At 55.5% G+C, this 21,244-nt stretch carries 13 protein-coding genes; 8 read left to right on the top strand and 5 right to left on the bottom strand.

Going from position 1 to position 21,244, the window contains the following annotated elements:
• Positions 1-127: 127 nt before the first annotated feature.
• On the top strand, positions 128-1,252 hold the full coding sequence (locus tag H6B30_RS05870) for a glycoside hydrolase family 88/105 protein (RefSeq protein ID WP_205108843.1): 1,125 nt from the start codon (positions 128-130) through the stop codon (positions 1,250-1,252).
• 163 nt (positions 1,253-1,415) lie between these two features.
• Positions 1,416-1,820 carry a DUF1573 domain-containing protein gene (locus H6B30_RS05865; protein ID WP_205108841.1) on the top strand — a complete coding sequence of 135 codons (405 nt, stop codon included), beginning with the start codon at positions 1,416-1,418 and terminating at the stop codon, positions 1,818-1,820.
• 218 nt (positions 1,821-2,038) lie between these two features.
• Here H6B30_RS05865 and H6B30_RS05860 read toward each other — a convergent pair whose 3' ends face one another.
• Positions 2,039-3,340, bottom strand: a complete 1,302-nt coding sequence (locus H6B30_RS05860) for a DUF3078 domain-containing protein (protein ID WP_205108839.1) — start codon at positions 3,338-3,340, stop codon at positions 2,039-2,041.
• 892 nt (positions 3,341-4,232) lie between these two features.
• On the opposite strand from H6B30_RS05860, the gene pyrG reads away from it, so the two are divergent.
• The 4 genes from pyrG (at position 4,233) to H6B30_RS05840 (ending at position 11,778) form a co-directional block, all read left to right on the top strand.
• Positions 4,233-5,837 carry a CTP synthase gene (pyrG, locus tag H6B30_RS05855; protein ID WP_205108837.1) on the top strand — a complete coding sequence of 535 codons (1,605 nt, stop codon included), beginning with the start codon at positions 4,233-4,235 and terminating at the stop codon, positions 5,835-5,837.
• Positions 5,838-5,876: 39 nt separating this feature from the next.
• Positions 5,877-7,763, top strand: coding sequence for a membrane protein insertase YidC (gene yidC / locus H6B30_RS05850; RefSeq protein WP_205108835.1), 1,887 nt, complete (start codon positions 5,877-5,879; stop codon positions 7,761-7,763).
• Between the two features lie 79 nt (positions 7,764-7,842).
• Entirely contained in the window at positions 7,843-10,011 is a 2,169-nt protein-coding gene (gene dpp5 / locus H6B30_RS05845; RefSeq protein ID WP_205108833.1) for a dipeptidyl-peptidase Dpp5, read from the top strand.
• Between the two features lie 108 nt (positions 10,012-10,119).
• On the top strand, positions 10,120-11,778 hold the full coding sequence (locus H6B30_RS05840; protein WP_205108831.1) for an MFS transporter: 1,659 nt from the start codon (positions 10,120-10,122) through the stop codon (positions 11,776-11,778).
• 903 nt (positions 11,779-12,681) lie between these two features.
• Here H6B30_RS05840 and H6B30_RS05835 read toward each other — a convergent pair.
• The 4 genes from H6B30_RS05835 to H6B30_RS05820 form a co-directional block, all read right to left on the bottom strand.
• Positions 12,682-13,629: an endonuclease/exonuclease/phosphatase family protein gene (locus H6B30_RS05835; RefSeq protein WP_205108829.1), complete on the bottom strand. Its 948-nt coding sequence runs from the start codon at positions 13,627-13,629 to the stop codon at positions 12,682-12,684.
• A 73-nt stretch (positions 13,630-13,702) separates the two neighbouring features.
• Positions 13,703-15,232 carry a peptide MFS transporter gene (locus H6B30_RS05830; RefSeq protein ID WP_205108827.1) on the bottom strand — a complete coding sequence of 510 codons (1,530 nt, stop codon included), beginning with the start codon at positions 15,230-15,232 and terminating at the stop codon, positions 13,703-13,705.
• A 2-nt stretch (positions 15,233-15,234) separates the two neighbouring features.
• Positions 15,235-16,011 (bottom strand): porin family protein, encoded by a 777-nt coding sequence (locus H6B30_RS05825; RefSeq protein WP_205108879.1) that lies wholly within the window; start codon positions 16,009-16,011, stop codon positions 15,235-15,237.
• Between the two features lie 53 nt (positions 16,012-16,064).
• A complete protein-coding gene (locus tag H6B30_RS05820) occupies positions 16,065-17,432 on the bottom strand; it encodes a PBP1 and LysM peptidoglycan-binding domain-containing protein (protein ID WP_205108825.1) in 1,368 nt (455 codons plus the stop codon).
• Between the two features lie 96 nt (positions 17,433-17,528).
• On the opposite strand from H6B30_RS05820, the gene H6B30_RS05815 reads away from it, so the two are divergent.
• Both H6B30_RS05815 and uvrA read left to right on the top strand, forming a co-directional pair.
• On the top strand, positions 17,529-18,206 hold the full coding sequence (locus tag H6B30_RS05815; protein WP_205108823.1) for a T9SS type B sorting domain-containing protein: 678 nt from the start codon (positions 17,529-17,531) through the stop codon (positions 18,204-18,206).
• On the top strand, positions 18,203-21,058 hold the full coding sequence (gene uvrA / locus H6B30_RS05810) for an excinuclease ABC subunit UvrA (protein WP_205108821.1): 2,856 nt from the start codon (positions 18,203-18,205) through the stop codon (positions 21,056-21,058). Before H6B30_RS05815 ends, uvrA begins: the two co-directional genes overlap by 4 nt.
• Positions 21,059-21,244: the final 186 nt, after the last annotated feature.

The raw sequence follows: 21,244 nt of genomic DNA, 5'->3' as shown, positions 1-21,244 counted from the left end.
CAAGGTACGACCGGAGGCACCATTTGCCCCATTTTTATGGCTTCCGGCCAGCAAAACGGCCAAAAAAGACAGCCTTTCAACTTATTTTTCTTAACTTTGCGACATCAATATTCAACCGGAAGCATATATGAATAAAATCCTGACTTTCGTGGCGGCAGTGGCGATAGCCTTGCCCGCCGTGGCACAAACGGCCACCCAGGCAGAGGTGCTCGACGCAGCACGCAATGCCAACGACTACTTCATGGCAAAGTATGCCGACCCCACCGAACCTACCAACGTAAAGAAGATACGCCCGAGCAGCCTGTGGACAAGGGCCGTCTACTATGAAGGACTGATGGCCCTCTACGGCATAGACCCGAAGAACGAGTACATCGACTATACCGACCGGTGGGCCGCCTTCCACAAATGGACACCGCGCGACGGCACGTCTACACGCGACGCCGACAACCAATGCTGCTCGCAAACCTATCTCGACCGATTCGTGATGACGGGCGACTCGGCCATGATGCGCCCCACTATGGAAAACATCAGGGGGCAGATGGCTGAGACGAAGCTGGGCTACTGGACATGGATAGACGCCATACAGATGGCCATGCCGGTGTATGCGCAGATGTATAAGATTACGGGCGACAAGGCCTACATAGACCACGCGATGGACATGTACCACTGGAGCCGCAACGAATGTGGCGGCGGACTGTTCAACGAAGCCGACGGCTTGTGGTGGCGCGACGCCGACTATGTGCCGCCATACAAGGAGAAAGACGGCAAGCAGTGCTACTGGTCGCGCGGCAACGGATGGGTGCTGGCGGCCCTGGTAAGGACAATGGACCAGATGAAACCGCGCGGAAAGGTTTACAAGGAGCTGAAGAAAGACTTCACGGCCATGTGTGACGCGTTGGCGAAATGCCAGCGGGAAGACGGTTTCTGGAACGTGAGCCTTGTCTCGCCGGCAACATACGGCGGCAAGGAAACCAGCGGCACGGCCCTCTTCCTCTACGGCATCAGCTGGGGGCTGCGCAAGGGCTACCTGAAGGAGAGCCAGTTCCGCCCCGTGGCCGACAAGGCTTGGAAGGCCATCGCCACCGAGGCACTGCACCGCGACGGCTTCCTGGGCTACGTGCAGGGCACCGGCAAAGACCCCTCGGCAGGGCAGCCGGTGACATACGACAAGGTGTCCGACTTCGAAGACTTCGGCGTTGGCTGCTTCCTGCTCGGCGCCACCGAGTACTACAAACTGCTCGGCGACGACTGAAACACGCCACTTGAGGCACTGCCCGCCAACACCCGCCGGCGGCACCGCATAAACTCGCCACTCAGGGGCGGCAGTGTTAATTTATAAAAAATAAAGCATGTAAGCCATACAACAATAGCGAAAAAGGGGTAATTTTGCCCTCGTTAAACAAAAGAACAGCAGTATGAAGAAAATTATCCTATTGTCAATCCTGATGGTTTGCTGCCTCACGGCGGCCATTGCGCAGTCTGAAAACGGCAAGAAACAAGCTGAAATAAAGTTCGACAAGACAACCCACAACTTCGGCAAGTTCTCTGAGTCGTCGCCGAAAGTGACATGTGAATTTACATATACCAACGTAGGCGAGGCCCCGCTGATAATAAACCAAGCCGTGGCAAGCTGCGGTTGCGCAGTGCCGGAGTACACAAAAGCTCCTGTGCAGCCAGGCCAGAAGGGCAAGATTAAGGTGACCTACAACGGAACGGGCAAGTTTCCCGGCCACTTCAAGAAGTCGATAACCATCAGAACCAACGGTGCCGTCGAGATGACCAGGCTATACATAGAAGGCGACATGGAGGCCGCCAAATAACAAACCGGCAACCAGACGACAACAAGACTACAAGTTATGCGCCTGCATGCTCTGCCTATGGCAATAGCAAGCAGGCGCATAATCGTTTCACCACCCAAGCCGCGGCACAGGCAAGCCACCGCTGCCACAACCACATTGCAAAGACCAGATTAAGCCAAGTGGCAGCAAAAGCCTTGGCACGAGCGCCCCTTGGCATGGCCGAATGCATCTGGAAACCGTCAGAAATCATAAGAGAATCCCAGCGAACAATATTCCTTAAACTGCCAGTAGCCAAGGTTTTCGTCATAGTTGCCGCCGTCGTCGAAGCGCGGGTAGAGGAAAATGTTGGTGCTGATGTACTTGCTTATGTTCAGCGTAATGGTATTCTCCCACTCCATCTGCAACCGCTCGTAAGTGGTGTAGGCATAGAACCTCGACTTCCACTTTATCTGGTCGGTGATGGTCCAGGTAAGGTCGACGGTGACCTGCGAACCGAAGTCCTCCTTGGTATGGTGGTCGCCCACCACCCCATAGTCGCCCCCGAGGTTCTTACGACCTACGAACAGGAAGTTGAAAGCCAGCGCAGAGAGGTTGACGCTGCCCGTAAGGCGCTTGTTCTTTGTAGAGACAGCATAGTCCATACCAAGGCCGACATTGAGGTTGAAAGGCGACATGAAATCAGAGTAAACCTTCTTGTCGTTGCTCTTCAGGCCCTTTGTAAACTGCGTGTATGCCAGCAGCTGTATGGTGTAATACCAATTGTTCTTTGCCTGCAGGCCCAGCTTGCCGGTGTATCGCAACAGGTCGTTGTTTGTCTTGAACTTATGCAGCGTGTCGTCGCGCGAGGTCTGGAACCCCAGCTTCATCTCGAGCTTGTTCTCAAACTTCACCCGGCTCTTGTTGTTGTAGTTGGCCGTGAGCGTCAGGTTGCCCACCATCGAATAGTTGCTCTCGCCCCCCTTGTACCAGTTATCCGACACATAGTTCTGCAGCAGCTGCACATAGCTGTCGCCACCGAACGTCCAGAAATTGGGCTTCTTGACCATCACAACCGCCGGGGCGAGCGCATCGACATCGGGCACGGTCTCAACCCGCTCCACCAGGTCGAGGTCTTGCTTCATCGGTTCGCCCAGGATGTCATTCCTGAGCGTGCCGGCCTGCCTGAGCGCGGTCTCAGTGTTGCGCACCAGGTCGGGCCGCCCAAGGTACACCCTGAGCAAAGCGTCGTCGACGGCATCGGCCATCGGGTCGTCGGCACTGCCGCATGAGTCGGCCCCGAGGGCCTTGTCGGCAGCCGAGTGGTAAAACGTCAGCGGCACGAAGAGGCGGTAGAAACGCCCGTCGTCAGAGTGGTCGGCACCGGCTCCGGCACGCGCCGCCGCCGAGTCGAGCCTCTGCCTGCACAGGCGCAACGAGTCCATGTAGGCCTTGACCACATTGACCGTGTCGGCCAACTTGTGGCGGTTGTGGCCCCGTTGAGCCGAAATATGTTCCACCCCAAGCAAAAGGGCCACAATCAACACTGCGTATCTTATCTTCATCGACATTATCTTTATTTAATTGCTCGCCGCCATCGGACGGGCCAAAAGGCCACGTTTACGCCCGCCGGCACTGTAAAACAAATTCAAACCCCACCCGACAAGCGTATCACCCTGGCATCCAGTCACTTGCAAAACCTGCCGAACAAGTCGGCAAAACGGCCTGTTTTCCAATGCCAAACGGCCCATTCCGCACAACAGTGCAGGCCATCTTGCACAGCCACGCCACCGCCACAGAAAGCCATCCAACCTTGTAAACAAATATTACTCGCGGACATTCCAGAACACAACCTGCCTTACGCCCCCATAGTGAATATGCCGTCCGGCCCACGGATGCACCGCAGCCGGCAACCGTACGTACACGGCCACTGGCAACCAAAGCAACCATGCCGCAGCAGGATGCCCGAAAGCCTTGGCTTGCATGCACCCCCATGCCTTTACCTTATCCAAGGATTATGCAAGCGAGTGGCAAGTGAGCCAGCTCACAATTTCCCGAGCACAGCTTATCTTATGCAAAGATAATGCAAGCGAGAGGCAAGGGAGCTCGCTCACAATTGCCCGAGTGCAGCTTATCTTATGCAAAGATAATGCAAGCGAGAGGCAAGTGAGCTTGCTCACAATTGCCCGAGTGCAACTTATCTTATGCAAAGATAATGCAAGCGAGAGGCAAGTGAGCTTGCTCACAATTGCCCGAGTGCAGCTTATCTTATGCAAAGATAGGCATTAAAAACGAGAAACGGAAAGCCACGATGCAAAAAAGCACAATCAGCAACGCCATAGCCGTTAATTATCAGACTATTCTTTGCCGTATCCGTTTTTTTTAGTAATTTTGCACGTTGTTTATTATATACAACACTCAACGAGACAGAAGTTAAATCATAAAATACATATCATCGTGGCAGAAACAAAATACATCTTCGTCACTGGCGGTGTGGTTTCGTCGCTCGGCAAGGGCATCATATCGTCATCAATCGGCAAGTTGCTTCAAGCAAGAGGCTACAACATCACAATCCAAAAGTTCGACCCATACATCAACATCGACCCGGGCACGCTCAATCCCTATGAGCACGGCGAGTGCTATGTGACGGTGGACGGCATGGAGACAGACCTCGACCTGGGCCACTACGAGCGTTTCACAGGCATAAAGACCACAAAGGCCAACTCGCTCACGACAGGAAGGATATACAAGTCGGTGATAGACAAAGAGCGCCGCGGCGACTACCTTGGCAAGACAATACAGGTGGTGCCCCACATCACCAACGAGATAAAGCGCAACGTGAAGCTACTCGGCGAGAAGCAACACTACGACTTTGTCATCACCGAGATTGGCGGAACCATCGGCGACATAGAGAGCATGCCCTTCCTCGAGGCCATCAGGCAGATGAAATGGGAGATGGGCAAGAACGCCGTGTGCGTCCACCTCACCTATGTTCCCTACCTCAAGGCAGCCGGAGAGCTGAAGACCAAGCCCACACAGCACTCTGTGAAAGAGCTGCAGAGCGTGGGCATACAGCCCGACGTGCTCGTGCTACGCACGGAAAAGCACCTGGGCGACGCCATACTGAAGAAAGTTGCCGCCTTCTGCAACGTTGATTTCGACTGCGTGGTGCAGAGCGAAGACCTGCCTTCGATATACGAGGTGCCGGTGAACATGCTCAACCAAGGGCTCGACTCGGCCATACTGCGCAAGCTCGGCATGGAGATAGGCGAGAAACCGACGCTCGGCCCGTGGCGAAACTTCCTTGAGCGCCGCAAGAACGCCACCGAAGAGGTGCACATCGGGCTCGTGGGCAAGTACGACTTGCAGGACGCCTACAAGAGCATACGCGAGAGCCTGTCGCAGGCCGGCACCTACAACGACCACAAGACAGTGCTCACGTTCATCAACTCCGAGAAAATCACCGAAGACAACGTGGCCGAAAAGCTAGCCGGACAAGACGGCATCGTCATCTGCCCGGGATTCGGCCAGCGCGGCATAGAGGGCAAGATAGTGGCTGCCCACTACACCCGCACGCACAACATACCCACATTCGGCATCTGCCTGGGCATGCAGATGATGGTCATCGAGTTTGCACGCAACGTGCTCGGCTATGCCGACGCCAACAGCCGAGAGATGGACGAGAAGACCGAACACAACGTGATAGACATAATGGAGGAGCAAAAGGACATAACAAACCTCGGAGGCACCATGAGGCTCGGGGCCTATGAGTGTGTGCTCAAGCAAGGGTCGAGGGTGCTAGACATATACAAGCAGGAGCACATACAGGAGCGCCACCGCCACCGCTACGAGTTCAACAGCACCTACCAGGCCGAATACGAGAGGCACGGCATGATGTGCACGGGGCGAAACCCCGAGAGCGGGCTCATTGAAATAGTAGAGATACCGGGCCTGAAGTGGTACATAGGCACACAGTTCCACCCGGAATACCAAAGCACGGTGCTCAAGCCGCACCCGCTTTTCCTCGACTTTGTAAGGACAGCGATAGACAACAAGAAATAAAACCGCCACAGCCAACAAAAGACAAACACAGCAAACGAAATGAACAAGAACACGACTATTGGCCTGATTCTCATGGCCCTGCTCATCTTCGGCTACGGATGGTACGTGCAGCCGTCGGAAGAGCAGATAGCCATGCAACGCCAACAAGACTCCATAGCCAACGCCATCAAGCAGCAGGCTGAGAAGGAACAAAAGATGGCGGAAGCCAACCGGAAAGCCAAAGCTGCCGAAAGGGCGAAGAACGACACCACCGCTCTGTTCTACTCTGCACTGAACGGCAAAAGCCAACAGGTGGTGCTGAAGAACAGCAGCGTGGAGCTGACTCTCGACACCAAGGGCGGAGTGGTGAAAAAAGCGCGCATACTGGGATTCAAAGACCGCAACGGCGACAAAGACGTGACGCTGTTCGACGGCAACGAACAAAGCCTGAACTTCATGCTCGCCGGCAAGACGACAAACATAATCACGCAAGACCTGTATTTCACTCCGTCAAACGTGACCGACTCTACAGTCACCATGACGGCCGACGCCGGCAACGGCGGTGCCATCATACTGGACTACAAGCTGGGCAAGGACTACATGCTGCGCATGTCGGTGCAGGCCAAGGGACTCAGCGGACTGTTCGCACCAAACTACAAGGAGATGGACATTGAGTGGAGCGACAAATGCCGACAGCAGGAAAAAGGCTTCACCTTTGAGAACAGGTATGCCACCCTTACATACAAGGAAAAGGACGGAGGCACCGACTACCTGAGCGAAACATCGGCCAAGGAAGACGAGAAGATTGAGGAAAAGCTCGACTGGGTGGCCTTCAAGAACCAGTTCTTCAGCGCCGTGCTCATCTCGAAAGACGACTTCGCGGCCAACTCGCTGCTCACAAGCATACCGCAGGAGAAAGGCACGGGATACCTCAAGCTGTACAACGCCAAGCTCAAGACGTTCTTCGACCCCACCGGGGCCAAGCCCACCGAGCTCGAGATGTTTATCGGGCCCAACGACTTCAGGCTGCTGCAAGGCGTGGAGAAAGAGAGCACATCGGGCAAAGACCTCGACCTGCAGAGGCTGGTCTACCTCGGATGGCCGCTCTTCCGCATCATCAACCGGTGGTTTACGCTCTACGTCTTCGACTGGCTCACAGGCCTTGGGCTCAACATGGGCATTGTGCTCATACTCATCACGCTGCTGCTGAAGGTCATTACATACCCCATGGTGAAGAAAAGCTACATGAGCTCTGCCAAGATGCGCGTGCTCAGACCGAAGCTCGAAGAGGCCACCAAGCAGTACGACAAGCCCGAAGACCAGATGATGAAGCAGCAGGCAATGATGGCAATGTACTCAAAGTATGGCGTGAGCCCGCTGAGCGGATGCCTGCCCATGCTCATACAGATGCCTATCTGGATTGCCATGTTCAACTTCGTGCCCAACGCCATACAGCTCCGCGGCGAGAGCTTCCTGTGGATTAGCGACCTCTCTACCTACGACCCCATCATTGAGTGGAACAAGAACATCTGGCTCATCGGCGACCACCTGAGCCTCACCTGCATACTCTTCTGCGTGGCAAACGTGCTCTACTCCATCATGAGCATGCGCCAGCAGCGCGACCAGATGGTGGGCCAGCAGGCCGAACAGATGAAGATGATGCAGTGGATGATGTATCTCATGCCGGTGATGTTCTTCTTCATATTCAACGATTACTCTGCCGGGCTCAACTTCTATTACTTCATCTCGCTGTTCTTCAGCGCCGCCATAATGTGGATACTGCGCAAGACCACCGACGACGAGAAGCTGCTTGCCATACTCGAGGCGCGCTACAAGGAAAACCAGAACAACCCCAAGAAAACCAGCGGGCTGGCCGCACGACTCGAGGAAATGCAGCGACAGGCCGAAGAAATGAAGCGGATGCGCGAACAGGCCCGCAAGAAATAAAGGCATACATTATAATAACCTAAATGCAAGGGCGTCCCTTGGCGGGCGCCCTTGCGGTATAACCAAAACTCCAATAACAATGAACAGATTGACAGCAATGACTGCGGCGGCTTTGCTAACCTTAGCCGGCAACGCACAAACGGCGCCGACAACCAACATCGGCAAGAGCGACATAACCGTAGAAAACAAGCTGATGACGCCGGAGGCACTGTGGGCCATGGGCCGGATAGCCACGGCAACGGCTTCGCCCGACGGCAAGCAGATAGCCTACCAGGTGGGGTATTACAGCGTCAAGGAGAACAAAGGTCACCAGGTGCTGTGCCTCATCGACGCCAACGGGAAGAACAACAGGCAGCTGACAACGGCCGCCACGAGCGAGACCGACCCCGCATGGATAGAACAGGGGCAGCGCATCGCATACATCAGCGAAGGCGAGATATGGGCCATGAACGCCGACGGCTCAGGGCGCAAGCAGCTGTCTGAGTCGGGAGGAAGCATCGAAGGGTTCAAGTTTTCGCCCGACGGCAAGAAGGTGATACTGATAAAATCGATACCATACAACGACATAATAAAGAAGAACCCCGACGACCTGCCACTGGCCACAGGCCGCCTTGCCACCGACCTGATGTACCGCCACTGGGACCACTACGTAGAAAGCATACAGCACCCGTTTGTGGCCGATGTGACAGGCAACGGCATAACCGAGGGCGAAGACATAATGAAAGGCGAGCCATACGAATGTCCCATGGCACCGTTCGGAGGCATCGAGCAACTGAACTGGAGCCCCGACTCAAGGCTGATTGCATATACCTGCCGCAAGAAAACGGGGCTCGCGTATGCCATCTCGACCGACTCCGACATATATCTCTACGACACCGAGACAAAGACAACCACCAACCTGTGCAAGCCGGCCGGCTACAAGCCGGTGGCCGTCGACCCGACCCGCTCCATGAAAGGGCAGGCCGTAAACAGCGAGGAGAACCTGAAGAACAACCTGGGATATGACACCAACCCGCAGTTCTCGCCCGACGGCAAGTACATTGCATGGCAGAGCATGGCGCGCGACGGGTATGAGGCTGACCGCAACCGCCTCTGCGTATACAACAGGGCCACAGGAGAGAAGACATACGTTACCGAGAGTTTCGACTCAAACGTCGACGCCTTCTGCTGGCACTCCGACTCGAAGACACTGTCGTTCACCGGAGTGTGGCACGGCTGCGTCAACGTTTACCAGACCAACCTCAAGGGCGAGGTGCGCCAGGTGACCAACGACTGGGCCGACTACGTGGCACTGTCGCCCGCCAACGACGGCAAGAAGCTGCTTGCAATACGCCAGAGCATGTCGGAGCCGTCGGACATTTTCATCGTCAACCCCGGCAAGGAGCCTAAGAAAACCAAGGTGGAGCAGGTGACATTTGAAAACAAGCACATACTCGACCAGATAGCCACAGGCAAGGTGCAGCAGCGCTGGGTGAAGACGACCGACGGCAAGAACATGCTCTGCTGGATTGTGCTGCCCGCCAATTTCGACCCAAACAAGAAATACCCCACACTGCTCTTCTGCGAAGGCGGGCCCCAAAGCCCGGTGAGCCAGTTCTGGAGCTACCGCTGGAACATGCAGATAATGGCCGCCAACGGATATGTGGTGGTTGCCCCAAACCGCCGCGGACTGCCCGGCTTCGGCTCTGAATGGAACGAGCAGGTGAGCGGCGACTGGACCGGACAGTGCATGAACGACTACCTCTCGGCCATCGACGACGCAGCCCAAAACCTGCCCTTCGTCGACAAAGACCGCCTCGGCGCCGTCGGTGCCAGCTTCGGAGGCTTCAGCGTCTACTATCTCGCCGGCCACCACAACAAGCGCTTCAAGTGCTTCATATCCCACGACGGGGCATTCAACCTTGAGTCGATGTACACCGACACCGAGGAGGCTTGGTTCAGCAACTGGGAGTATGAAGACGCCTACTGGAACAAACCGCTCTCGGCCGAGGCCAAGAAGACATACGACAACTCGCCCCACAAGTTTGTCGACAAGTGGGACACGCCCATCCTCTGCATCCACGGCGAGAAAGACTACCGCATCAACTACAACCAAGGCATGGGAGCGTTCAACGCTGCCCGCATGCGGGGCATACCGGCAGAGCTGCTCATATTCCCCGACGAAAACCACTGGGTGCTCAAGCCCCAGAACGGAATACTGTGGCAGCGCACATTCTTCAACTGGCTCGACCGCTGGCTGAAAGACTGAGCCATAGCCACCACAACAACGGGACAACGGCGGGCCGCATGCGGAGAACGACCGCACCGACGGCCGCCAACCAACAAAACAGGGCTTTAACCAATAACAATTCATATTATGACAGAAAAGATTCAAAAGACACTGAGGGACTCTGCCGGAATGAGATGGATGGTATTGTTCTTCCTGGCGTTTGCCATGTTCTGCTCCTACATCTTCATGGACATACTCTCTCCTATCAAAGACCTGATGCAGTCGACAAGGGGTTGGGACTCTACCGCCTTCGGAACCATGCAAGGCTCCGAGACATTCCTCAACGTGTTTGTGTTCTTCCTCATCTTTGCCGGAATCATACTCGACAAGATGGGAGTAAGGTTCACAGCCGTGCTCTCGGGCGCGGTGATGCTGGTCGGGGCCACCATCAACTGGTATGCCGTGACAGAGATGTTCCAGGGAAGCAGCCTGGAGACATGGTTCAACGAAAACCTCAACTACATACCCGGCTTCGATGAGCTCGGCATATCGCCGTTCTACCTCGGCATGCCGGCCTCGGCCAAGTTTGCGGCCATAGGCTTCATGATATTCGGATGCGGCGTCGAGATGGCCGGCATCACCGTTTCGCGAGGCATCGTGAAATGGTTCAAGGGCCACGAGATGGCACTGGCCATGGGCTCGGAGATGGCACTGGCACGCCTGGGCGTGGCCACCTGCATGATATTCTCGCCGGTGTTTGCCAAGATGGGCGGCGTTATCGACGTGTCGCGCTCGGTGGCTTTCGGTGTCGTGCTGCTCATGATAGCCCTCATAATGTTCATCGTCTACTTCTTCCTCGACAAGAAACTCGACTCACAGACCGGCGAGGCAGAGGAAAAAGACGACCCGTTCAAGATTAGCGACATTGGCAACATACTGCGCAGCAGGGGCTTCTGGCTCGTGGCATTGCTGTGTGTGCTCTACTACTCGGCCATCTTCCCGTTCCAGAAGTACGCCGTCAACATGCTTCAGTGCAACCTCACATTCACCAAGCTGTCGCCCGAATCATTCTGGGCCGGCAACACGGTGACGGTGATACAGTATGTAATCATGCTCATCGTGGCCGCCGCAGCGTTTGCCAGCAACTTCTCGAAGGGCAAGACAATGAAGAGCGTCATGCAAGTGGTGGCCGTCGTAGCGCTCGTAATATTCTGCTACATGGGCTACATGAGGCAGAGCGCCGAGACAGTGTTTGCAGTATTCCCGCTGCTGGCCGTGGGCATAACCCCCATACTGGGCAACTATGTCGACCATAAGGGCAAGGCTGCCTCGATGCTCGTGGTGGGCTCGCTGCTGCTCATAGCCTGCCACCTCACGTTCGCCTTCATCCTGCCCATGTTCAAGGGCAACGCCGTCGGAGGCATCATCGTGGCCTACGTCACCATCCTCGTGCTCGGTGCCAGCTTCTCACTGGTGCCGGCCGCACTGTGGCCCAGCGTGCCCAAGCTGGTCGACGCCAAGATCATCGGCAGTGCCTATGCCCTGATTTTCTGGATTCAGAACATCGGACTGTGGCTCTTCCCGCTGCTCATCGGAAAGGTGCTCGACCAGACCAACCCGCAACTCGTGTCCGACTTGAAAAACGGATTGATATCACCCGAAGAGGCTGCCATGTCTTACGACTATACAGTGCCACTGGTAATGCTGGCCTGCCTCGGCGTGGCAGCTCTGATATTAGGGTTTGTGCTCAAGATTGTAGACAAGAAATACGGCTACCGACTTGAGGAGCCCAACATAACGGAATAACCTGACCGAGGCCTGCAACGCACAAGCAGGACTGGAAGGAGAGCCAAAGGCGTGGGTTTTCACACCTACATGCAAAGCCGCATACGCCAGCTTAAGTGCTGGTGCATGCGGCTTTTTCGTACACGCGGCAAGCAATGGGGCGACAGCATTTTGTAAAAGAATGCGACGAAAGCCATCCAATCGGGCAAACAGCTGAATACCAGGCACATAGCCAACTGGGGCACACGGCGATTGAAAACCTGCCGTATGGCATGGCCAGAAGGGCCAAACCGCGCGCTGATACGGGCCGCTTTGCAATGCAATATGGCCGGTTTGGCAACGGGTTATGGCATCGTAAACATTTATGCAAAACCGGTGATGAGACAGACGGGATGCGCATTGTTTGCCTTTCCCGGCTTTCAATGTGCTTTCGTCATGTTCCAGCACCTTGCTGGCCACTTTGCAGCGTGCTTATCACGTTACGCCTGCAGCAAAGGCAGCGGCCAATCTGCACGGCATAACAACTAAATCACATCAGACTGTAACTGCCAATTTGGGGCAGACCGGAAGCGACATGCGCCGTCTACACCAAAGCGTTGAAGGCAGGGCAATGACTGTTTCGACTACCGGCATACATGCCTGTGGCATGCATGAGCGGCGTCTCTGCGCTGTGTGTAGAGTCAAAGAAACAACGAGGATGCAGGAAAAAGGAGTATGAAACGCTGTCGGAATTTCTGTGACGAAACAACTGCCGGCAGGCAAGCCTATCCTTATATCCATCTGGCCAAAAAGCGACAGAGCATAATATCCATGCAGATTGCTTGACTCCATAGCCGAAGGCATGGCGGTGTGCAGCAACAAGAAACGGAAGGCAATATTCAGGAATTGGTGGTGTAAACCACCCACGACAGACTCGGCCCTGCCCTATCGCAGGCGCAGACGAACCACAAGCGGCAGGTGGTCGCTGTATCCGTCGCGGCGGTAACGGTAGCCAACGTAAGTGCGGCGGGGCTTCACTCCACCGTAGGTGGCGTCGGGCTCGGTAAGAAACGGCAAGTCGTTGACCCTGCTCCATTCAAAACGAGGCATCAGGCTGCCACTCAAGAACACATGGTCAAGGCTCCCCCACTTGCCATCATACCTGTATGTGGCCTTTGCACCATGGCTGCCGCGGGCCCTGGCGGTGACGTTGACCATGCCATGCCGCCCAATGTAGGCCAGCGCGCTGTCGGCGGCATAGTCGTTGAAGTCGCCTGCCACGATAATCGACGCCCCCGGCTGCACTGTGCGCACCGAGTCGATGGCCTCGCACAATCGCCCGGCAACGGCCAGACGGTGCCTCCGCGTGGCCCGCTCACCGCCACGGCGGCTCGGGGCATGCACCACAAAGATGTGCAAAGTGTCGTCGGTGATAACCCTGCCCGCAACGTAGAGTATGTCGCGCGTGGGCCTCATCCCGCGCACCGGGGCCACCCGCAACGACGCATGGGTGATTGGGGCAAACGAAAACTCATGGTAGAGCAGAGCCACGTCGATGCCGCGATCGTCGGGCGAGTCGGTCATTACGTAACCGTAGCGCGCGTTGCGCAACAGCGAACGCTTGGTCAGGTCGCGCAATACAGTGTCGTTTTCCACCTCGCATAGAGCAACGAGGTCGGGTATGTAGCAGTCGGTGCTGTCTTCACCGCACGAGAGTATGGCCCGCCCGATGTTGTCGAGCTTGCGCCAATAGCGCGACGCAGTCCAGTGGCGCGGTGCTTCGGGCAGGAATTCGGTGTCGGCCCTCAGGCTGTCGTGGCGGCAGTCGAAAAGGTTTTCGCAGTTTAGTTCGACGAAAGTGAGTAACGAAACAAGGAGCAGACCAACAGTCATGGGCGGAGAGACGGGTAAGAAAATGCGGCGGAAAGGAGCCTATCGGCCACCCTTCCGCCGCAATACGACATGATTAGCAAACCTTTTCGAGACGCTTCATTATAGCGAACATGAACAGTGCGGCCATCAGGCACAACACTATGAGCACGGCCCACACAATCCATACGGGCAGGCCCCAGAGCCATGAAGCAACGCTGGTGAGGTAGTTGCCCACTGCCGTGGCTGCAAACCAACCGCCCATCATCAGTCCCTTATACTTGACAGGGGCCACCTTCGACACAAACGATATGCCCATGGGGCTGAGCAGCAGCTCGCCAAAGGTGAGTATGAGGTAGGTGCTGACAAGCCAGTTGGGCGAAACGCGGTAGTCGCCCGAAGCCATGGCCGGGTCAGTTATCTGTTCGGGCGTGGGCAGGCCGAACGAAGCAACGCACATGAGCACATAGGCTACGCCGGCCACAAGCATACCGTAGGCTATCTTGCGAGGAGCCGAAGGCTCGCGGCCTGTCTTGGCCAGCCACCCGAATATTGCCATCGACACAGGTGTCAGGGCAACAACGAAGCAGGGGTTGAACTGCTGGAAGATGGGGGCGCTCACGGCAACCGACTCTGCCTGGCTGCTGTATTGGTAAACCAAGCCGACAATGCTGAGCAATATCACTGCGGCAGAGATGCCTTTACCGCGCGATGTCTTCGACTGGAACAGCCCGAACAAAGCGTAGACAATGAATATGACGAGCAGGAGGTTGAGCACGTTGAACTCCATTCCGACTATGCCGCTCACACTCGTAACGACATAGTCGCGGGCAAAGAACGTGAGCGTAAGGCCGTTCTGGTGGAATGCCATCCAGAAGAATATCACGACGACAAACACAAGGCAAAGAGCCACGATGCGGTCTTTGTCGCTCACTCCGTGGTGGGCGTCGTCGGCTTTTGCGCCTGCCGAGCCGGCGTTCTTGGCCGGGGCCGATGTTGTCTCGGTGTGGCGGAAGGTGCTGCGGAAGCCGTAGTAGATGGCCATCGACACTATAAGCGACGCACAAGCCACACCGAAAGCATAGTGATAAGCGTCGGTCTCGCTCACCCCAAAGGTGCGCTGTGCCCAGCCCATCACCCAAACGGCTGCGCTGGGGGCAAACATGGCACCGATGTTTATGGCCATGTAGAATATGCTGAAAGCCGCATCACGGCGGTTTTCATACTCCGGGTTGTCGTAGAGATTGCCTACCATTACCTGCAGGTTGCCCTTGAACAGGCCAGTTCCGAGGCTTATCAGCACCAATGCCGTGAACATGGCAATCAGCGCCACGGTGTTGGTGCCAAGCGGAAGGGCCATGAGCAAGTAGCCAATGAACATGACCACGATGCCCAGTGTGACCATGCGCCCGAAACCAAACTTATCGGCAAGTATGCCGCCAAGCACAGGCAAGAAATAAACCAAGGCGAGGAAACCGCCATAGATGTTGCCCGCTGTGGCTGCCGAGAAACCGAAATTAGCCTGCAAGAACAGGACGAAGATGGCAAGCATCGTGTAATATCCGAATCGCTCGCCTGTGTTGGCCAATGCCAACGCGTAAAGACCTTTGGGTTGATTTTCAAACATTGCTATTTAATTTTAGAGTTTTTAGTTCGCATTACGTCAAACAAGTATGTGAGCTTTATTATTATGCTTCCGTTGTTACTGCGCCCGAAGTAGTCGCGCTTCGAGTTGCCGAAGATGTCGCCGAGGCCGTAGTAATACCGCCCCTCGAGCAGGAAGTGGCCCACCTTTGGGTGGGAATACTCTATGCCAAGGCCCCCGGCAATGCCATAGTCGAACTTGCGCTGTATGTCAAGCGAATCCTGCACGGCGTCCCTGAGCGCCCCAACACGGTCTGACTGGTTGCGCTCGTCGAAGTTGAAGTTTGACTTTGCCTTGTCATTGAGGAAAAAACCTACCTGCGGCCCAACCTGGAAATAAAACTGGAAACCTTTGCGTTCGCGGCCCCATCCGAGCCTGGCGAAGAGCGGAACCTGAACGTATGTTAGTGTGCGCTGGTATTCCTCGGGCAGCCCTGTCACCTGGTTTATCACGGGCTGGTCGTCAACCGTGAGTATGTCTTCCTTCCATCCGGCCTGCGCAAAGTTTATCTCGCCGACGAGGGCGCACACGCTCTTGAAATATTTCTCGCACGTATAACGGACTGTGATGCCGCCGGTGATGCCGCCGAGCAAGCCTTGCGGCACGTCGGGATTGAAGCCAACGTTGCTCAGCATGTAGCCGCCGTTGACACCAACGCTAAGCTCGCTGCGGTGCTCGCCTATCTGGGCAATGGCCGACTGAACGCACAAAAGGGCCACAACGGCAACAAAAGCCCTGCGCAGACAATGGCCTGCGCCCATCACGGCCGTGCGGCCTATCGCTTTTTCCTTATAACCTGACATTGCCCGATGCGTTAAAAGTTAATGGTCTCTATCCTGTGTCCGGGCGTGTAATGGACGAAAAGGATGCTGCGGTTCTGGTATCCGCCGCTGCCCACCCGCTCAAAGTGCAGTGGTGTCTGTATCGGGGTGTACCCCACCATGCCCCTTGCGCCTGTGAACTTGTCGCCATACAGGTGCAGGCCCTTTATGAAATAATAGGCTTGGTCGAAGCCTGTGATGGCGAACCGGGGCAGCGCCTGCATCATGTCTTCATGGAAATTCCACCTGTACTTCAGCTCGATGCGGGCCGTCCTGGCCGATAGCGGGTTGGTATAGAATGCTGCCGGTATGTGGACATTGTACTTATAGTAGTTGTCAAGGTTGTATTTGGTGTACATCATCCATTCGGTATAGCCGAACATCGTTACTTTTATGTCCGGGTTATTCATCGTGAAGTTGTTCAGTTTGGCAAAGGCGATGTTGAGTTCCGGCGAGCGTCCGGTGTTGAGGATAACGACGTTAGGCATCGTCTTGCTGAATGCCTTGGCGAAAAATGCCTCGCTCGACTTCAGGTTTGTTATCGAGTAGTTGCGCCCCATGGTCTCCATGCGCCTGCGGAGCCCGAAAGTGAATATGCCCTTCTGGCTTGTGGTGTCATTGCAATCGATGAACACTGCGTGGTAACCGGCAAACTTCTCGAGGAAGCGGGCTATCACGGCTTCATTGTATTCGGTGGCGTTCTGGTACACCTGGAACAGGTTTGGATTGGTCTTCAGCTCGGGGGCGTTGATTGAAAACGGTATGAGCACCTTTATCCCGTGCTCCGAGGCAAAGTCGGAAAGCGCCTTCACCTGCGTTGAATACAACGGGCCGATAATCAAGTCACACTTTTCAGCATCCTTGTCCTTGAGCGTTTGCCTTATGTCGGCGTCTTCCGGGACATTCCATGCCCTTATGTCAACCGACACACCGCCCTGCTTCAAGCTGTCGCAAGCCATCAGTACGCCGCGGTAATACTCAACCATCCGTCGCCCGTCGCCATTGACATTGTGCAGCGGAAGCATCACCCCGACCCTTATCGCGCGCCGCCTCATGTCGTCGACACTGCCGGCCGGCGATGCCTCGACGCGGGCCTTGCCCCCGGAAGCGGCAGCGCCATCCTTGGGATAAGGTATGAATATGTAGTCGCCCTTCTTCAGTTCGTAACCCGGCTGCTTCATGTCGGGATTGGCGTTCATAAGTTCCTCTACCGTGATGCCGTTGTCACGGGCAATGCCAAAGATGGTCTCCTTGCGCTTAACCTTATGCATCTCTTTCCAGTTGGACGTCTGCCCGGCTGCCGTACCTACCGTGAAAACAAACGCAACAAGCATCAAGAAACATCTGAAATGTTGATTCATATCTCTATTATTTTCAATAATCGCCTACAAAATTACCAAAAAAGCGCGGATAAATCAACATTAATCGCTAATTTTGCACATTATATTTTACGTAAGATGAGAATCAAACCAATATTAATGATGTGCTTGCTTGCTTTGCTGTCGATATCAGCAAGGGCGGCATTCACCCCTACGGCTTATTACACTGTTGACGGAGTGGACATGGAGGCGACCGATGTGATCAACGACGCACAGGCACCTCTCACCGTTACCTTCAGGGCAAACCCGACCGACCTCGGCGATGCCACACCCACATACGAGTGGCGCTTCACCCGCGAGGGAAGCACAGACCCGTTCATTGTAAGGTATGAGGAAGAGACAACTTACGAGTTTCGCGAATCGGGCTCGATAAGCGTGTCGCTCTACGTGGCCTACAACGACACGACGGAGGCCGAACTCATCTCGACAATAAGGGTGAGCATAAGCACCAGCATACTGGAAATGCCAAACGCATTCTCGCCCAACGGCGACGGCATCAACGACGTATACAAGGCAAAAGACACCCACAAGAGCATAGTGGAGTTCCACGCATACATCTTCAACAGGTGGGGGCAGAAGCTCTTCGACTGGACAAACATCGATGAGGGATGGGACGGCACGTTCAACGGAAAGGCGGTGAGCGCCGGCGTATACTTCGTGCTCGTGAAGGCCAAAGGAGCCGACGGCACCGAATACAACATTAGGCGAGACGTCAACCTGATGCGCGACTATACGGAAGGAGGCACACAGAGATGAACGACACGCAAAATTACGACACTCTGCGTGAAGACGAGCGCATCAACGTATGGGGCGCCCGGGTTCACAACCTGAAGGATATCAACGTGGAAATACCGCGCAACAGCCTGACCGTGGTGACCGGACTGTCGGGCTCGGGAAAGTCGTCGCTGGCCTTCGACACCATTTACGCCGAGGGCCAGAGACGGTATATCGAGACATTCTCGGCATACGCACGCAACTTCCTCGGCGGACTGGAGCGGCCGGACGTTGACAAAATCACCGGACTGAGCCCCGTGATAAGCATCGAACAGAAGACAACCAACAAGAATCCCCGCTCTACCGTGGGCACCACGACTGAGATTTACGACTTCATGCGACTGCTCTTTGCCCGGGCAGGCAAGGCTTACAGCTATGCCACCGGCGAAGAGATGGTGAAGTATACTGAGGAGAAAGTGCTCCAGATGATCATGGACGACTATGCCGGAAAGAAAATCATGATACTCGCCCCGGTGGTCCGCAGCCGCAAGGGCCACTACCGCGAACTGTTCGAGAGCATGAGACGAAAGGGCTATCTCAACATACGCGTAGACGGCGAGGTCAAGGAGATAACGCGGGGGATGAAGGTTGACCGTTACAAAAACCACGACATAGAAGTCGTAATAGACAAGCTGATGGTGCAGCCCAAAGACGACGAGCGGCTGAAAAAGAGCGTTTCGATAGCCATGAAGCAGGGCGAAGGACTCATCATGGTGCTCGACAACGACACGCATACGGCAAAATACTTCTCCAAAAGGCTGATGTGCCCCACCACCGGCATATCTTACAGCGACCCGGCACCCAACAACTTCTCGTTCAACTCGCCGCAAGGGGCGTGCCCGAGATGCAAAGGGCTGGGCTATATCAACGAGATTGACATTAGCAAAGTAATACCCGACCGCTCGCAGAGCATCTACAAGGGAGCCATCGTGCCACTGGGCAAATACAAGAACCAGATGATTTTCTGGCAGATAGACTCCATACTGCACAAATACGACTGCGACATCAAGACGCCGGTTGACAGCATTCCCGACGACGCGCTCAACGAAATACTCAACGGCTCGATTGAGAACGTGAGGATAGACAAGGAACTTGTGCACACGTCGAGCGACTATTTCGTGGCTTTCGACGGGGTGGTGAAATACCTGCGGAGCGTGTTCGAAGATGACGACTCGGCCAGCGGCCAGAAGTGGGCCGACCAGTTCATGGCCGTGTGCGAGTGTCCCGAGTGCCACGGACAGCGCCTCAAGCGCGAGTCTCTGTCGTATAAGATATGGAACAAGAACATCGCCGAGCTGTCGATGATGGACATAGCAGAGTTGCGCGAATGGCTCGACGAGGCCGAAAGCCATCTCGACGAGCAACAGAAACAGATAGCGGAAGAGATTCTGAAGGAGATTCGCACGCGCATAGACTTCCTGCTCGAGGTGGGGCTCGACTACCTTTCGCTCAACAGGCAGTCGGCCACGCTGTCGGGAGGAGAGAGCCAGCGCATCAGGCTTGCCACGCAAATAGGCTCGCAACTCGTCAATGTGCTGTATATACTCGACGAGCCCAGCATAGGCCTGCACCAGCGCGACAACGAGCGGCTCATACGATCGCTGAAAGAACTGCGCGACATAGGCAACACGGTCATTGTGGTTGAGCACGACAAAGACATGATGCTCAATGCCGACTACATCGTTGACATTGGCCCGAAGGCCGGGCGCAACGGCGGCGAGGTGGTGTTCCAGGGAACGCCAAGCGACATGCTCGCCAAGCACACCATGACAAGCATGTACCTAAACGGCGAGCTCAAGATAGAGATACCCAAGCAACGGCGCAAGGGCAACGGCAAGAGCCTGTGGCTGAAAGGTGCAAAAGGCAACAACCTGAAAGGCGTCGACGTGGAGTTTCCGCTCGGAACGCTCATCGTGGTAACCGGGGTCAGCGGCTCGGGCAAATCTACATTGATCAACGAAACGCTCCACCCCATACTGAGCCAACACTTCTACCGCTCGGTGAAACAGCCGATGGAATATGGCTCGATAGAGGGAATGGACTTCATAGACAAGGTGGTCAACGTAGACCAGAGCCCGCTTGGCCGCACACCGAGGTCGAACCCGGCCACCTATACGGGTGTGTTCAGCGACATACGGGCGCTGTTTGTCAACCTGCCGGAAGCAAAGATAAGGGGCTACAAGCCCGGACGCTTCTCGTTCAACGTCAAGGGAGGGCGCTGCGAGGCCTGCGGCGGCAACGGATACAAGACGATTGAGATGAACTTCCTGCCCGACGTGATGGTGCCATGCGAGGTGTGCCACGGCAAGCGCTACAACAGGGAGACGCTGGAAGTGAGATACAAGGGCAAGAGCATTGCCGACGTGCTCGACATGACCATCAACCAGGCGGTGGACTTCTTTGAGAATGTGCCCGACATTCTGCGAAAGATAAAGACCATACAAGACGTGGGACTTGGATACATTAAGCTCGGACAACCGTCGACAACGCTCTCGGGAGGCGAGAGCCAGCGCGTAAAACTGGCCACGGAACTGAGCAAACGCGACACGGGAAAGACGCTCTACATTCTCGACGAGCCCACCACAGGGCTTCATTTCGAGGATATCAGGATACTGATGGACGTCATTGAGAAACTGGTAGACCGAGGCAACACGGTAATAATAATCGAGCACAACCTCGATGTCATCAAGATGGCCGACTACATAATCGACATGGGGCCCGAGGGAGGGCGAAACGGCGGCTACGTGCTGTCGACCGGCACTCCCGAAGAGGTTGCCATGAGCGACAAGGGGTTCACCCCGAGGTTCCTTCGCGATGAGCTCGGCATAGGTTAAGCCCTGTCCGTCCGCCAGGCCAACAACCTATTCCGCAACATTGCCGGCATGGTTGGCTATCGGCTTAGCCGGAAGCGTTGCAGCCGGAGGCAAGGCAAAGCGGCCAACAGGCTGACGGCATGAGTGCTGAAGCGCTCGTGTGGCACGACATGGACACAGGTACAGACATACCGAGGCATTACGGCC

It is taken from the genome of Marseilla massiliensis, assembly GCF_016899955.1.
Lineage (GTDB): Bacteria > Bacteroidota > Bacteroidia > Bacteroidales > Bacteroidaceae > Prevotella > Prevotella intestinigallinarum.
Note: the sequence above shows the minus strand (reverse complement) of the source record. Positions and strands in the feature narration are given on the sequence as shown.